14 protein-coding genes are annotated in these 14,122 nt (G+C 48.7%); 12 read left to right on the top strand and 2 right to left on the bottom strand.

Features of this window, described 5'->3' with window-relative positions; genetic code table 11:
* Positions 1-170 precede the first annotated feature (170 nt).
* Entirely contained in the window at positions 171-953 is a 783-nt protein-coding gene (locus ACNI29_RS07265) for a ParA family protein (RefSeq protein WP_419781539.1), read from the top strand.
* 51 nt (positions 954-1,004) lie between these two features.
* Here the strand turns inward: ACNI29_RS07265 and ACNI29_RS07260 are convergent, their stop codons facing one another.
* Positions 1,005-1,430, bottom strand: a complete 426-nt coding sequence (locus ACNI29_RS07260; protein WP_419781538.1) for a hypothetical protein — start codon at positions 1,428-1,430, stop codon at positions 1,005-1,007.
* 120 nt (positions 1,431-1,550) lie between these two features.
* On the opposite strand from ACNI29_RS07260, the gene ACNI29_RS07255 reads away from it, so the two are divergent.
* The 11 genes from ACNI29_RS07255 (at position 1,551) to ACNI29_RS07205 (ending at position 11,616) form a co-directional block, all read left to right on the top strand.
* Entirely contained in the window at positions 1,551-2,477 is a 927-nt protein-coding gene (locus ACNI29_RS07255) for a ParB/RepB/Spo0J family partition protein (RefSeq protein ID WP_419781537.1), read from the top strand.
* Between the two features lie 90 nt (positions 2,478-2,567).
* Positions 2,568-3,578: a D-glycero-beta-D-manno-heptose-7-phosphate kinase gene (gene rfaE1, locus ACNI29_RS07250; protein ID WP_419781536.1), complete on the top strand. Its 1,011-nt coding sequence runs from the start codon at positions 2,568-2,570 to the stop codon at positions 3,576-3,578.
* Positions 3,579-3,663: 85 nt separating this feature from the next.
* Positions 3,664-4,923: a SpoIIE family protein phosphatase gene (locus ACNI29_RS07245; protein ID WP_419781535.1), complete on the top strand. Its 1,260-nt coding sequence runs from the start codon at positions 3,664-3,666 to the stop codon at positions 4,921-4,923.
* A gap of 36 nt (positions 4,924-4,959) precedes the next feature.
* Positions 4,960-5,268 carry an STAS domain-containing protein gene (locus tag ACNI29_RS07240; protein ID WP_419781534.1) on the top strand — a complete coding sequence of 103 codons (309 nt, stop codon included), beginning with the start codon at positions 4,960-4,962 and terminating at the stop codon, positions 5,266-5,268.
* Between the two features lie 37 nt (positions 5,269-5,305).
* Positions 5,306-6,055 (top strand): MlaE family ABC transporter permease, encoded by a 750-nt coding sequence (locus ACNI29_RS07235; protein WP_419781533.1) that lies wholly within the window; start codon positions 5,306-5,308, stop codon positions 6,053-6,055.
* 5 nt (positions 6,056-6,060) lie between these two features.
* Positions 6,061-6,864 (top strand): ABC transporter ATP-binding protein, encoded by an 804-nt coding sequence (locus ACNI29_RS07230; RefSeq protein ID WP_419781532.1) that lies wholly within the window; start codon positions 6,061-6,063, stop codon positions 6,862-6,864.
* A 16-nt stretch (positions 6,865-6,880) separates the two neighbouring features.
* Positions 6,881-7,843 (top strand): MlaD family protein, encoded by a 963-nt coding sequence (locus ACNI29_RS07225; protein WP_419781531.1) that lies wholly within the window; start codon positions 6,881-6,883, stop codon positions 7,841-7,843.
* Positions 7,836-8,462 carry a hypothetical protein gene (locus ACNI29_RS07220; RefSeq protein ID WP_419781530.1) on the top strand — a complete coding sequence of 209 codons (627 nt, stop codon included), beginning with the start codon at positions 7,836-7,838 and terminating at the stop codon, positions 8,460-8,462. The genes ACNI29_RS07225 and ACNI29_RS07220 overlap by 8 nt, the downstream gene beginning before the upstream one ends.
* Positions 8,462-8,860 carry a DnaJ family domain-containing protein gene (locus ACNI29_RS07215; protein WP_419781529.1) on the top strand — a complete coding sequence of 133 codons (399 nt, stop codon included), beginning with the start codon at positions 8,462-8,464 and terminating at the stop codon, positions 8,858-8,860. The genes ACNI29_RS07220 and ACNI29_RS07215 overlap by 1 nt, the downstream gene beginning before the upstream one ends.
* Positions 8,857-10,230, top strand: coding sequence for a WD40 repeat domain-containing protein (locus tag ACNI29_RS07210; RefSeq protein WP_419781528.1), 1,374 nt, complete (start codon positions 8,857-8,859; stop codon positions 10,228-10,230). Before ACNI29_RS07215 ends, ACNI29_RS07210 begins: the two co-directional genes overlap by 4 nt.
* Positions 10,231-10,278: 48 nt before the next feature.
* On the top strand, positions 10,279-11,616 hold the full coding sequence (locus ACNI29_RS07205) for an ATP-dependent 6-phosphofructokinase (protein WP_419781527.1): 1,338 nt from the start codon (positions 10,279-10,281) through the stop codon (positions 11,614-11,616).
* A gap of 79 nt (positions 11,617-11,695) precedes the next feature.
* Here the strand turns inward: ACNI29_RS07205 and ACNI29_RS07200 are convergent, their stop codons facing one another.
* Complete coding sequence (locus ACNI29_RS07200) at positions 11,696-13,990, bottom strand: calcium-binding protein (RefSeq protein ID WP_419781526.1); 2,295 nt, start codon at positions 13,988-13,990, stop codon at positions 11,696-11,698.
* Between the last annotated feature and the right edge of the window lie 132 nt (positions 13,991-14,122).

Here is a 14,122-nt window from a genome sequence, read left to right as displayed (position 1 = left end):
CGGTGAATATCCGGTGATATGATGATTCTAACGACTCTTTTTGTGGGTCACTTTTCTTGATTTAAACTTTTTTTCAGACTAGCTTTGGTTCTGTTGTTTTTACGTCAACTTGATTGAGATGTTTCACGTGAAACATGAAAATTGAAATCTCATGAACAAGGTGGTTTCAAGTGGCAAAAAGAATTGTAGTAGCCAACCAGAAGGGTGGAGTAGGCAAGACCACTACTTCTATCAACCTTTCCGCTTCCCTTGCTGTGATGGAAAAAAAGGTCCTGCTCGTGGATTGCGACCCTCAGGGTAACGGTTCCAGCGGACTCGGATTCTATCCCGGTGATTCCAGAGAAAATGTTTACTCCGTGCTTTTTGAGCCGGAGAGGGCAAAGGATGCCATATACCAGACTGATATTCCCTATCTTTCACTCATGCCAGCCAGTCAGGATCTTGTAGGTGCTGAGATTGAATTGATCGATAAGATGGGGCGTGAGTACTATCTCAAAGATCTCGTTGAAACAGTTGATGATGAGTATGATTACATCATTTTCGATTGTCCGCCTTCTCTTGGATTGCTGACCGTCAACGCTCTTTGCGCAGCGAAAGAATTGCTCGTACCGCTGCAAACTGAATATTATGCTCTTGAAGGTGTGGCCCAGCTGCTTATGACATTTGAGCTGGTAAAGAAAAGGCTGAACCCGGATATGTCTGTTCTGGGTGTGGTGCTGACTATGTACGACAAGCGTAATCGACTTGCCCGGCAGGTCAAAAATGAAGTGCGTAAAGCATTTCCTGACAGTCTTTTCGAAACTATTATTCCGCGGAATGTTCGTCTTTCCGAAGCCCCAAGTTTTGGAAAACCTGCGATTTCTTATGATGCAAAATCGAATGGTGCGATGGCTTACCTGAGTCTGGCTCAGGAAGTGGTCAAAAGGCACGGTGCGGAAAAGAAAGAAAAATAAAAAAAAAGGCCGACATTCGTGCCGGCCTTTTTAAATTTCTTTGAGGAAAAACTAATATCGTGCTTCGAAGTTTGTGTCTTTCTTCTCAACGTAGGCTGTGCACTCAACAGTAATTTCATCTTTGAAATGTTTTTTTACGATACGGGCTTTGCACTTGGTACAGTTAAATGAAACCAATCCGCCGAGGTTGCAGGATGCGAGTCTGAATTTGCGGGGATCATCTTTTTCCCAGTCCTCGGTTTTATTGCCGCAAAGTTCACAGTGAACGTCAGTATCTACCGGGTAGGGGAAATCCCAGTACTCTTTGAGGGTTTCCCATTCTCCAATGGGTTCCGGGCGTTCCGGAGGTGCTTCCGCAGGGAGCAGGTCTTTGATCATAGGTTTCACCTTGGACCAAAGATCGGCTGTAAGCAGGGCTCCGATCAGGTTGCCATTTTTATCGAAAAGTTCAGTAAGATTATCATCGTGTTTAGACATGCAGCCTCCGACGTCATTGTTATTGATGGGTTCGGAATACAATAATCACGGTTGCGATCAAGTCAAAGGAAATATTATCAGGCCCGCTTCGGCGGAGCCGAAAAAATAAGGAGAAAGTCCATGGCAGGTGTCACTGGCGGTTTGGGAAGGGGACTTGATGCCCTTCTGGGAGGCGGAAAAGGAGCAGGTGAAAAGTCATTATCCGAAGCTTCAATTGATGCCCGGAAGATTGATATTGATATGATTGTTGCCAACCCCAATCAGCCGCGCAAGGAATTTTCTCCCGAGGCTTTAAAGGATTTGTCCGAGTCCATTAGAGCAAAAGGGGTATTACAGCCTATTCTGGTTCGTCCTGTTGCAGGCCGTAGAGATCGTTTTGAGCTGGTGGCCGGTGAGCGTCGGCTGAGAGCTTCCAAGCTTGCCGGACTAGGGGAGATTCCCGCGCTGGTTAAGGAAATGACCGATCTTGAAAGCATGGCGATTGCGCTGATTGAGAACTTGCAGCGTGAAGATCTTAACCCCATCGAAGAGGCCAAAGGCTATCAGGAACTGATCACAAAATTCGGTCTCAGTCAGGAGCAGCTTTCCGGTCAGGTAGGTAAAAGCCGTTCAGCTCTTTCCAACTCCATGCGTCTTTTGACTCTCTCTGAACCGATGCAGGACGCCATCGGGAACGGGAAAATATCTGCAGGTCATGGCCGCGCGCTTATGGCGGTGAATGAAGATGACGCCCGTGATGAACTGTTTGACCGGCTTATGAACAGCGGCATGTCTGTACGGCAGTGTGAAGGTGCGGCAATATATTTTAAAGAACATGGGGAGCTTCCAGAAGGGGAGTTCGTTGCGCCAAAGAAATCTTCCAAAAATAAAAAGAAAGAACCTAAAAAAGTAGATGAGAATTTGGAGCGCATCAAAGACCGTCTGGAGTCTGCACTCGAAACCAAAGTCTATTTCAGCGGTTCGCAGAAGAAGGGTAAGCTCAGCATCAGTTATGCCAACGAAGAAGAGCTTGAGCGTCTGGTGGCGATTCTTGAGCTTCGTTCATAATTACCTGCAGATCATCATCTCCGGAACAAACCACAATTGATTTGCTGTTCGTGCAGCTAAACAAGATTGCATGTTAAAGGAATTGATTTAATGGATAATATAATTTTAAGCGTTCTCCCGAAACTCAAGGACCGCAAGGTGTTGATCATCGGGGATGTGATGCTGGATCATTACGTGATCGGTTCTGTTGAGCGGATTTCCCCGGAAGCCCCGGTTCCTGTTGTGCAGGTGACTGAGGAAAAATATCTGCTCGGTGGAGCCGGGAACGTTGCCCGCAACATTTCCGCTCTGGGCGGAGAGCCGCATCTGACCGGATTTGTCGGTCATGACGGCGAAGGGCAGGTTTTTGAGAAGCTTTGTACTGAATCCGGTATCCCCTGTTCCCTCTATGAGTCAGATGATCGCCCGACAACCAAGAAAACCCGTGTCATGGCTCATAATCAGCAGATGGTCAGGGTTGATAGGGAAAAGACCGTAGATTTTGCTGATTCGCTCATGGATCAGCTCTTCGAATTTTTGGAGCGTGAGATCTGTGACTATAGCGTGGTCATCCTTTCCGACTATGGCAAAGGGCTGCTGTCACAATCATTTTTCGAACGTTTCTGGAATCTTTTGGAAGAGAAGAACCACAAACCGCACATTCTGGTCGATCCAAAAACAGTTAATTACGATCGTTACAAGTCGGTAAGCATGCTTACCCCCAACTCCAAAGAAGCGGGAGAGGGTGCGAATATGCAGGTCAAAACCCGCGAGGATGTTCTGGAAGCAGGTCGCAGGCTTTTTGACCGCATTAATCCAACACATCTTTTGATTACTTTAGGCGGTGACGGGATGGCTCTTTTTGAATCTCGTGATGTGGTTAAGCATGTGCCCACGTTCGCCCGTAAGGTTTTTGATGTGACCGGGGCAGGGGATACGGTTATCGCCACTCTCGGACTCGGCCTTGCGGCGGGTCTTGATCCGCTGACTTCCGCTGTACTGGCAAACTATGCCGCCGGTATCGTGGTCGGGCAGGTTGGTGCCGCCACTGCATCTGTTGATGAACTTGCTGAGGCAGTTCGCAACTGGCCCAAGCCGGAAGTGAATGTCTGGAGCAAATGATCAGTGTATAATTTCAAATCATAATGAAATGGTGTAATCTCTTTCGCCAGTATTAAAATATCAGCACTTTGATTCGGGAGGAGTTTTGAACACGCAGGCTAACAGGTTGAAGAAATTGATTCAGGCCAATCAGGTCCTGGCAAATATTGAATCTTTGGTTGATCTGCTGCCTCAATTACTGAGGCTTGCACAGGATGTTACCGGTGCCGAGGCTTCATCAATCCTTCTCTATAATGAACCGAAGAATGTGCTGGAGTTCGCCTGGGCAATGAATGATGTGCTTGGTGATAAGGCGATGAAGAACCTGAAGACCGGATTTGAGCTGCCCATGGGGCAAGGGATTGCCGGGTGGGTGGCTGAGAAACGTCAGGCACTTAACGTAACCGATGCCCAGAATGATGATCGCTTTTCAAAAGTTGCTGATAAGAAGTCAGGGTTCAGGACCAGATGCATTCTCTGCACACCGATCATCCATCAGGATAAATTGTTGGGGGTTGTTCAGGTCTTGAACTCGGTTGATGAAGACTGCTTTGGTCAGGAGGACGAAGAACTTCTCGAAAGTTTCGGACATCTGGCCGGGGTAGCCCTTGTTCGGTCCGAGCTGATGATACAGCGTCTTAATCAGCAGAAATTCGAAACCCAGCTTGAAGCAGCCGCTCGTATACAGAAGCAGTTCAATCCCCGCCAGCCGGAATTGGAAGGCGGCAATCTTATCTGGGGCAGTTCTGTTCCGGCTCAATTCGTTGGCGGAGATTTGTATGATTTTATACCCAATTCAGACGGAAGCTGGTATATTTATGTGGCAGATGTATCCGGTAAAGGGTTGCCTGCCGCTTTGATTATGTCGGCGTTGTGGACCAGAATCAGGGCCGAGGCCTTAAATGAAAGGGAACCGGGGGCAATGCTCAAGGCCGTCAATGCCGGGGCATATGAATTTATGAACGGTGAAGTATTCGCCACTATGGCTTTGCTGCGCTATGTGCCTGAAACTGGAAAATGTGAATATGCCATGGCGGGACATCCTCCGCCGTTGTTAATAAGTGAAGGTAAGGCTGATCCCATCGAAAAAACATTTGGACTACCCGTGGGTATCCTTGATGACGGTGAGTTTGAAACCAGCGAGATAACACTTGAGAAAGGGCAATCACTGATCATCGTCAGTGACGGGGTTGATGAAGCAAGAGACGCCGAAGGAAAATTCTTCGGGGAAGAGCGCATGGAAGAGACTCTCCGCCGGAGCGGTGTGCCGCAGGCCGGCGAGACTCTGCTAAAAGCCGTTGCAGATTGGAGAGGGGATACCCCTCCCAATGATGACACAACTGTGGTTGAAATATTCAGGGCCTGAGACCGGTCTTTGAAGATATAGTTCAAGGAGATTTTTATGGGTAAAGGTTGGAAGATGGAGTCTTCTCAGGAAGATTCTCTGATAAAAATTATCGGTGAAGTTGATTTTACCGGAACACCTGAGCTGCGCGATGAAATGCATAATTTTGTGAAGCAGACCTCGGGAGAAGTGAGTGTAGACCTTTCCGAGCTTGAATATCTTGACAGCTCCGGCCTTGCTTCACTTATCGAATTACGACGGATGCTGGTCAAAGACAGCCGGACGGTAAAAATTATTGCGGTTACCGATCAGGTCGACCGGCTTTTGAATCTCACACAGGTCAAGTCGCTGTTCGGTTTAGCCTAGATATTTTTCAGGCCGGTCTGGAAAGGAGTTATCAGGAATGAATGGATTGCAGGTACTTGCATGGATGGTTTCCAGACTCCTCGGCTGCCTGCGTTTCAAGCCCGGAAAGAAAAAATCATTCTACCGCAAAAGGCTTCTGCGCGACCTTGCGTCCGTGGGAGCTGATTCCATTCCCATCGTCAGCGTCATTTCTGCTTGTACGGGAATCATTCTGGCCCTCCAGTCCGCTCAGCAACTGGAAAAAGTCGGGGCCATCAGCTATGTCGCCAACCTCGTCGGCGTGACCATCATCCGTGAGCTTGGACCTTTGCTCACCGCCATAATCGTTACCGGCCGTTCCGGTGCTGCCTTCACCGCCGAAATCGCAACCATGCAGATATCCGAGGAGATTGATGCCCTCGAAGTCATGGGTATCGAACCGGTCCGTTTCCTTGTAGTTCCCAAAATGATTGCCATGTTGATCATGGTTCCCTGTCTGACAGTCTGGGCAGATTTTGTGGGTATCTTTTCCGGCGGGGCCTTTTCCGCCATTGCCCTGGGGATTAATGAAACTACATATTTCAATAATTCAGTTGAATTTCTCAAACTGCATGACGTTCTGGCCGGCTTGGTTAAGGCCGGGGGCTTTGCTGTAGCCATCACGATTATTGGTTGCTGGCAGGGTTTTCTGGCCCGCGAAGGTGCAGCGGATGTTGGACGCAAGACTACAAATTCTGTTGTCATTTCCATATTCATGATAATCTTGTTGGACCTTTTTTTTACGGCTCTCAACTTCCTTTTCCGGTAACGCTCATGAAATTATCAAGGTATGCACAGGACATAACATTGCAGAAGCTTAGCCTCGGATATCCGGGCAAGGTGCTTATGAGGGATTTGAATGCTGTGCTTCCAGCCGGAAAGATCAGCGTGATCCTTGGCGGCTCCGGGTGTGGTAAATCCACTCTGCTGCGTCATATTCTGGGCTTGAATGTCCCGGTCTCCGGGGAAATATTTTTGGGTGATACCAATCTGACCGCATTGAAGGATGAGCAGGAATACAAGCTGATCAGAACCCGCATGGGGGTTCTGTTTCAGGACGGGGCCATGCTTGGATCACTGACTTTAGGTGAGAACGTTGCCCTGCCCATGCAGGAGCATACCGAGCTTCCCGATTCGATCATCGAGGAAGTTGTGCTCATGAAGTTGCGCATGGTCGGGCTGGGTGATTTTATGCACTATTTCCCCAACCAGCTTTCCGGGGGGATGCGTAAAAGGGCAGGGCTTGCCCGGGCTATGGTTATGGACCCCACGACCCTGCTTTGTGATGAGCCTTCTTCCGGTCTGGACCCGATCACCGCTGCCGACCTTGACCAGTTGATTCTCAAGCTCAAGGAAACTTTCAATGTGACCATCGTGGTGGTCACTCATGATCTGGATAGTTTGTTCAACATTGCCGACCATGTGGTTGTCCTGCATCAGGGGCGTTGTCTTTATCAGGGCGATCTTGAAGGGCTTAAGCATTCCGAAGATGAATACATAATCGACTTTCTTGAGCGTAGGCCTACAGAAATTGATCCCGGTATGGAACGGGCCGTGAAGTTCCGCAGCCGGGCCTGATTACAGGAGATATGTAATGGTACTCAATCCGCGCAGCTCTGCTGCAGATATGATCAAGGCCGCTTTGGCCGTGCTGGCGGGGCTTGCTGTGCTCGGCATGTTTATTGTTTTTCTGGGAGGGCATGATTTCTTTTCCGATTACTCGCAGTACAAAATACTGTTCCGCAATGTAAAAGACCTGACTCCGGGACGACCGGTCAAATATGCAGGCCTGAGTGTGGGGAAGGTTGATTCCATAACTGTGGACACTGATAATCCCGGCCGGATTTCTGTGATCATCAATGTGGACCGGGATTTTCCCCTTTACCGGGGGACGGTCGCCATGGTCACTCAGAAAGGTCTGGTGGGGGATAATTACATCCTGTTGGAATTGCGCAGTGAGGCCGGTCCAAAATTGGCTGATGGCGATTCCATGCCCTCGGCAGTTATCATGAGCATGAACGAAGTTGCCGCCCAGATGGGTCGAAGTGTGGCCGCATTGACTCCTCAGCTGGAAAGGGCCGTAAATGCCTTTGAGAGGCTCTTTTCCCCTGAGAACATGTCCAACATCGGAAAAAGTTTAAAAATGGCTCCTGATGTGCTTGCTGAAACGAACGCAACACTGGTTACTTTCAGGAATGAGTGGACTAATCTGGCCCGCTCCGGTGCAGGTGCCATGAACACCGGCTCAAAGAATATTACAGCCCTGACTATGGAGCTTACTGACACTTTGCAGAAAGTGGAAACAGCCATAGCTGCTTTGCAGGGAGACATGAGTGTTACCCTGAGCGGTGTGGGTGCGGATGTGTCGCGGGCAGTAGATGGAATCGAAGGTTTGACCGCCGACCTGCGCCGCAATGTTGAGTACGATCAGGAAGAGTTGGAGCTCATACTTATCAATATAAATCGTCTTTCCCGAGAAATGAATCGTCTGGCCCGCTCATTGCGTGAACGTCCGTGGCAGGTATTAAATCCGCCGCAGGGAGCTGAAAATGATTAATAGAATTATTTCCGTTACCGTTCTGGTTTTGCTGTTAGCCTCTGCCGGGTGTATCGGCGGAAAGTCGGTGCAGTCTTCCTATCTGCGGGTAGGTGGCGAGAGTTACAAAAACGGTTGCGACAAGGTAGACCCCGATATGCAGCGTCTGGCCCTGAAACGTTTCATCAGCCTTCCGGCTTTGGACCGTGAGACTGTAATTATTGCGAAAGGGCAGGTGTTGAAGCCCGACTTCCGCTGGAGCTGGGAAGGAACCCCGGCTGAAGTTCTGGATCTGATTGCCGGCCCTGCTTTGAACTGTATGGAAAGCCATGAAGTCGTCACCCCGTACCGTCCCGGTATTGAGAGGGATCTAGTGCTTTCGGGTGTAATTACTTCCTTTGAGCTTCAGCGTAGCGGAGACGATAGGTTTATGGTCGCTGTTCATTATTCTCTTTGGGACAGCAGCGGTAAGGAATTACTTGCCCGCAGGCTTATAGAATATGAAGCACCTGTTAAATCCGTAAGCGGGGAAGGCATCGCAGCGGCAGCGCAGCATGCTGTCGAAGGTATGATGCAGAAAACCGCCGCATGGATAGACGGTTTCAGTGTGGACAGAGATTCCGCAAGGGTGGCTGAATAGTGTATTTTATTGCTGCCATAGCTGAATCACGAATTCAGGAAGCCGAGCGCAAGGGAGATTTCAAGGATCTTCCCGGAAAAGGAAAGCCGCTTGAACTTGAAGATGACTCCATGATTCCGGCTGAATTGCGCATGGCCTACAAGGCCTTAAAGAACGGCGGATATCTGCCTCCGGAAGTCCAGCTTAGAAAAGATATTCATTCTGCCCTTGATTTGCTTGAATATATGGAAGATGAAAAGGAACGTTACAAGCAGATGCAGAAGGTTAATCTGCTTTTTGAGCGCATAAAAAATACGCGCGGCAAAGAAATAGCCATTGGTGAGGAAGATGAATACTATAAAAGTATAGTTGAGCGTATCTCCTTGCAGAGCAGGAAAATTAAGGGAAACGAGGGATGATTTTTAAACATTACAAGGCCGGGTTTGCTGCTCTGGCCTTATTGGTTTTTACCGTCGGTAATCCGGGGGATGGTGAAGCTGCATCCCGTGAAAGAGTGGGGCAGGCTTATATCGGTGTCCCCGCTCAGCTGGAAAAGGGAACGACCAAATCGTTAAAGGGTTATGTCTCCAAGCTGCTGAAAAAAAAGTATGTAAGTACCAGCAAACTGTATGAACCTCCTTTATCAGGTCTGGAAGACAAGGTTTATGTCTCCGTAGTAAGAGAAAAAGCCCTGCCGATTATAGCCGGTGGAGTTTCTTCTTATGCCGGAAATGAAGAAGGGCTTGCCGCAGCTCTTTATGACGGAACCATCAGGGTCTGGAGCAGTCACAGGTGTCGCAAACTCCGTTTGCCCGGAGGTGGCGGAGCATTGCAGACCGGGTATGGTCCCGGAAGTCCTACAATTGCTGCGACTGGTAAAGACGGTAATAATATTTATGTTTTTGACCTCAGGCAGTGTGAACGAATTCCCGGAGAGCTGCCGTTGGAACATGGCCCGGTGAGAATGATGGCCCTCTCCCGCTCAGGTGACTGGATAGGCCTGATTGATAGTTTTAATGCCTTGCTCTGCGGTCCTGTTTCCGGTCCGCTTCATGAAGTTTCAATCATGGAAGGGACACCTCTTTTTCTCGGCTATACTCCGGGGCAGGGGGTGTTGATTGCCGTTGAAGCTTCAGGAAAAATTATCAAGCAGGGCATGAAGAACCAGACGAGTCTGTCTTCGGATCAAGTGCCCGGCGGTCCTTTTGCAAATGCCAGAATGGCCGGGTACGTGGTTTGTCTGACCCGTGATAACGGCAGCGAGGTTTACTGGGATCTGCGAAAAAGGGGAACGGTAAAGAAATCTGAAGCCCTTGAGCAGGAGCCTTCATGGATATATAAACATAACGGCGGATTGGTGTATTCTACCGGGGTGGATCGCTGGAAAATTACCGAGCATCTGGGCATGCCTATGTTTATTGTTTCCTATTCAGAATCAAAAAAGTTGCTTCGGGTGCGTGATCTTGACCGGGAAACCCGTTACTATAGTGTTCTGGACGGTAAAGAAATAAGTGGTGCTGAAGCTGATGACTGGAAATTAATTTCAGCCCGCAAGGGTGTTTATAAAGCAGGCAAGAAGAATTTCCGCCTTTATGACCTCATCTGCCAGCGAGGAACCATGCTCCTTTACGGCAGGCATATCGAGGACAAGGGCTTTTATCTCTGGTGGGAAAATTCCGGAAGAAATGGCCGTCAGGACCCCCATCCGTTGGAATTGCCCATACGTAAATCCGTTCTGGCGGACAGCCCTGCAGAATGGGTCCCGCTGACAGAAGATGAAGTAAAATAACTGCTATTTACGACTGGTGGAGCCCGTGTGTTCCGCAGGAGGTTTCAAATGGTTAAAAAGGCAGACAAGACTCAGCAGATCAATACTGAAATTCCGGTTCTGGGCAAGGCAAAAATACCTTCCCCTCTCAAACGTTGCGTATTTATTGAGGATAAGGAAAGGACTCTGGTCAACCTTGCTGAGGAGGAGATGGATTCCTCTTCTGATAACGATGTTTATCAGGAATTCGAAAAGGCCGGCCCGAGGGCTTTTACATATTTTGATCCTTCCAAAACCAAATGCGCGGTTGTGACTTGCGGCGGTTTGTGTCCCGGCCTGAATGATGTCATCAGGTCAATTGTGCTTGAGGCTCACTATCTTTATAAAGTTCCATCGGTTATCGGCATCAAATTCGGGCTTCAGGGGTTCATTCCCAAGTACGGGCATGATGTTGTTGAACTGACAGCTGATAAAGTTGCCAATATTCATCAGTTCGGCGGAACCATTCTCGGATCTTCACGTGGACCGCAGGACCCTGAAGAAGTTGTTGATGCTCTTGAGCGGATGAATATTTCCGTGCTGTTTATGATCGGCGGTGACGGGACCATGCGTGCGGCCCAGAAAATTGTGGAAGAGGTTGAAAAACGCCGCATCAGGATTTCAATTATCGGGGTTCCCAAGACCATTGATAACGACATCAGCTTTGTTACCAAGTCTTTTGGTTTTGATACCGCAGTAGACAAGGCCACCGAGGCTATCATGTCCGCCCATGTTGAATCCGTGGGTGTGGTTAACGGTATCGGTCTGGTTAAGCTTATGGGGCGTGAATCCGGTTTTATCGCCGCACAGGCCACTTTGGCGCTTAAAGACGTTAACTTCGTTCTTGTGCCGGAGCATCCTTTTGAGTTTGACGGGGAATACGGTTTGCTGCGTTCCCTCGAAAAACGTCTGGAAGAACGGCAGCATGCAGTTATTGTCTGCGCAGAGGGAGCAGGGCAGGAGCAGTGCGAATATACCGGGGAAAAGGACGCTTCCGGGAACCCGGTTCTCTGTGATGTCTGTACCCTGATCATTCGCCGCATCAAGGAATATTTTAATGAGGTCGGTAAAGATATTACCCTCAAATTCATCGACCCCAGTTATATTATCCGTTCGGTTCCTGCCAATGCCAATGACTGCGTTTATTGTGGTTTCTTAGGCCAGCATGCAGTCCACGCAGCCATGGCCGGAAAGACCGGAATGGTCGTCAGCCGCTTGCAGGCCCGGTACGTACATCTGCCTTTGAATCTGGTAACCATCAAGCGCAAGAAGCTGAACATTCGTTCCGATTACTGGCGTGCGGTTCTCGAATCCACCGGGCAGGGCCACCTGCGTAATGATATGGAAAGAGATATTTGTGAATTTTAGTGAAGTTTGAAATGCAATAGAAAGCGCCCTGTCGACTGGATCGGCAGGGCGCTTTTTTGGTGGTATAGTTTAGAGTTAATCAGTGTACGGAAATGTCCCCGGAAACAACATCATCACCACTGTCGATGGTGCTGATCAGAGTAGCGCCTCCGGCGTCATCTCCATTGGAATCGTACCAGAGTTGGTTGGCGTGATCGTCGTACACAAATGTCGGGTTGCTATTGCCGATTCCGGCATTTGTGCCATCGTATACGTCCCCGGCAGCGTCAGTATTGAAGGATTTGAATCCGGCTGTGTCGGAAAAGCCCCCTGAGGATGCAAAGTTGAAGTTGTCGGTTCCAGAATCGAAATTAGTGATGTGGTCGCCACCTTCGTTGGTTGCGTTGTAATATAACTTGCTGGTGCTTAAGTTGTTCAGATTAATTGTGTCCGCACCTTGCCCACCGGTGATCGATTCAGTGCCGGAATTGTTTGCGGTAATGTTATCATCCTGATTTGAACCGATAATGGATTCGATATGACTGATGGTATCCGTTCCCCATCCGGTCGCATTACCGGTCTCAAGATTTATAGTGATACTCCCTGTGGCATTGATATAGCTCAATGTGTCTGTGTCACTGCCGCCGTCGATATTATCGTTTCCGCTTCCGGCAAAAATAAAGTCATTGCCCTGACCTCCGTCTATGGAGTCATTACCATCGTCACCGTAAAGAGTATCGTTCCCTTTTTTGCCGTCAATGGTATCATCGTCTGCACCGCCCCAGATGTAGTCACTAACACCACCTCCATATAAGGTGTCTTCTCCAGCGCCACCTTCAATTGTTGCGTTGGCGGCGGCAAATGGACCTGTGGCATCAGCCAGGATTACCTTGTCATCGCCTGCTCCCGCATACACATATGCTTTGTCCCAGTACACGTAAATTTTATCATTACCCTCTCCGCCGAAAGCAGTATCAACACCGAGGTTAATAGAAATAATATCGTCTCCTGATCCACCGCTGATGTAGTCGTTGTTGCTGCCGTCAGTAAGGTAATCGTTGCCTTCTTCGCCATAAATGGTGTTCGTACCGGCTCTACCATAAATGGTGTCATTACCGGCTCCTCCGTACAATAGGTCACTGCCGTAGTTACTATAGATGGAATCGTCCCCATCTCCGCCCTTAATGGTGTTGGAGCCTGTTGTCCCCCTGATATAATCGTCTCCTGATCCACCAATAGCATTTTCAATGCTTTCCAGACTAACGGTGTATGCTACCGCTCCAGTTCCATCTTCGATCGTTGCAGTACTGGAAGAACTGCTGAGGGTGATGTTTATATCATTGGTGATACCGGTGAAAGATACAGTGTCAGATCCGTCTCCTCCATCCACCACATCATTGTTGTTGAGTCCGGGGATTATCAGGTCGTCGCCTTCGTCGCCATAAAGGGTATCGATAGAACTTTTTCCGGTAATCGTATCGTTCCCGGCTTTACCGTAAATAGTGGTGGAGTGATCATAACCGTTAAGCGTGTCAGGACCGTCTGTACCGTTTATTACAGTGATTTTTTCCGGTTCCGGTTCCGGTTCCGGTGTCGGTGTAGGAGTTGGTGTAGGCTCCGGTGTCGGTTCCGGCTCAGGTATGGGAGTCGGGGTCGGCTTTGGAATAGGTTGCGGCTCCGGTTTCGGGGTCGGTTTTTCCGGCTCAGGAATAGGATCAGTGGGAGTTTCAATTTTTACAGGCTCGGAAATCTTAACTTCTGCTATCGGCTGTTTCACAACACCGATGCGATCATTAAACTGAACGAGCGGCTGCACAGTAGGAATCAGAGGAGTTATGAATGTTGATTCAGATTCGGAATTGGAATTTTCCCCACTTGTTTGCTCAACGTTGTCAGAACTGATCTCATTTTCATTGTCAGCTCTGGTAACTTCCGGTTCTGCTTCAGATTTGGTGTCCGGCTGCGGGGGAGTGTCTAGAAATTTCGGTTCAAACTGCTGGATGTCAGCAAGGCTTTGTTCCCCGGGGTTGAGAATACCGAGGGCAGGACTGAGGATACCGCCGTAGCGGGAACCATGATCATTGAAGTCATTTCCATTGTGAATGGTAGGACCGGAAGAAATTCCGGGATTCGATCCGCCGGGAGTATTTGTGGAGCTTTCGGTGAAATTGGGGCTCAGGGCATCGGCTCCACCTAATGGTTGGTTGAATTCGTGCGCAAGCGGATTGCCGAGTGTTTCAATGTTGTGTGGTAGATTCTCATGGCCAGAGTTAAATTGTGTCAGGTTCTCATTATTTGATGTTGATATTTCATCAATGAAACTGGAATCTGTTTGCTGTTCCTGACTAGGCACTGCGGAAATATCGTTATCTGAATTAATGTTGTTCTGGCTCATATATTAAAAACACCTCTGTTGTTTACAAGTCAGCTACGATTATATTCTTTGTGTTGCTATTTGTAACAAACAATATCTTAGGTGTTGCATAAGTCAATAAGAATTTTGTGCAGTGGGTTGATGGGTTATAGA

Origin of the sequence: Maridesulfovibrio spiralis (SeqCode) (assembly GCF_048571135.1) — a bacterium.
GTDB classification, from domain to species: domain Bacteria; phylum Desulfobacterota; class Desulfovibrionia; order Desulfovibrionales; family Desulfovibrionaceae; genus Maridesulfovibrio; species Maridesulfovibrio spiralis.
Note: the sequence above shows the minus strand (reverse complement) of the source record. Positions and strands in the feature narration are given on the sequence as shown.

Excerpts from the sequence above, each read along its gene's own strand:
- ACNI29_RS07260 (WP_419781538.1), bottom strand. The coding sequence starts at position 1,430 with ATGTCTAAACACGATGATAATCTTACTGAACTTTTCGATAAAAATGGC.
- ACNI29_RS07255 (WP_419781537.1), top strand. The coding sequence starts at position 1,551 with ATGGCAGGTGTCACTGGCGGTTTGGGAAGGGGACTTGATGCCCTTCTG.
- rfaE1 (WP_419781536.1), top strand. The coding sequence starts at position 2,568 with ATGGATAATATAATTTTAAGCGTTCTCCCGAAACTCAAGGACCGCAAG.
- ACNI29_RS07240 (WP_419781534.1), top strand. The coding sequence starts at position 4,960 with ATGGGTAAAGGTTGGAAGATGGAGTCTTCTCAGGAAGATTCTCTGATA.
- ACNI29_RS07235 (WP_419781533.1), top strand. The coding sequence starts at position 5,306 with ATGAATGGATTGCAGGTACTTGCATGGATGGTTTCCAGACTCCTCGGC.
- ACNI29_RS07230 (WP_419781532.1), top strand. The coding sequence starts at position 6,061 with ATGAAATTATCAAGGTATGCACAGGACATAACATTGCAGAAGCTTAGC.
- ACNI29_RS07225 (WP_419781531.1), top strand. The coding sequence starts at position 6,881 with ATGGTACTCAATCCGCGCAGCTCTGCTGCAGATATGATCAAGGCCGCT.
- ACNI29_RS07220 (WP_419781530.1), top strand. The coding sequence starts at position 7,836 with ATGATTAATAGAATTATTTCCGTTACCGTTCTGGTTTTGCTGTTAGCC.
- ACNI29_RS07210 (WP_419781528.1), top strand. The coding sequence starts at position 8,857 with ATGATTTTTAAACATTACAAGGCCGGGTTTGCTGCTCTGGCCTTATTG.
- ACNI29_RS07205 (WP_419781527.1), top strand. The coding sequence starts at position 10,279 with ATGGTTAAAAAGGCAGACAAGACTCAGCAGATCAATACTGAAATTCCG.
- ACNI29_RS07200 (WP_419781526.1), bottom strand. The coding sequence starts at position 13,990 with ATGAGCCAGAACAACATTAATTCAGATAACGATATTTCCGCAGTGCCT.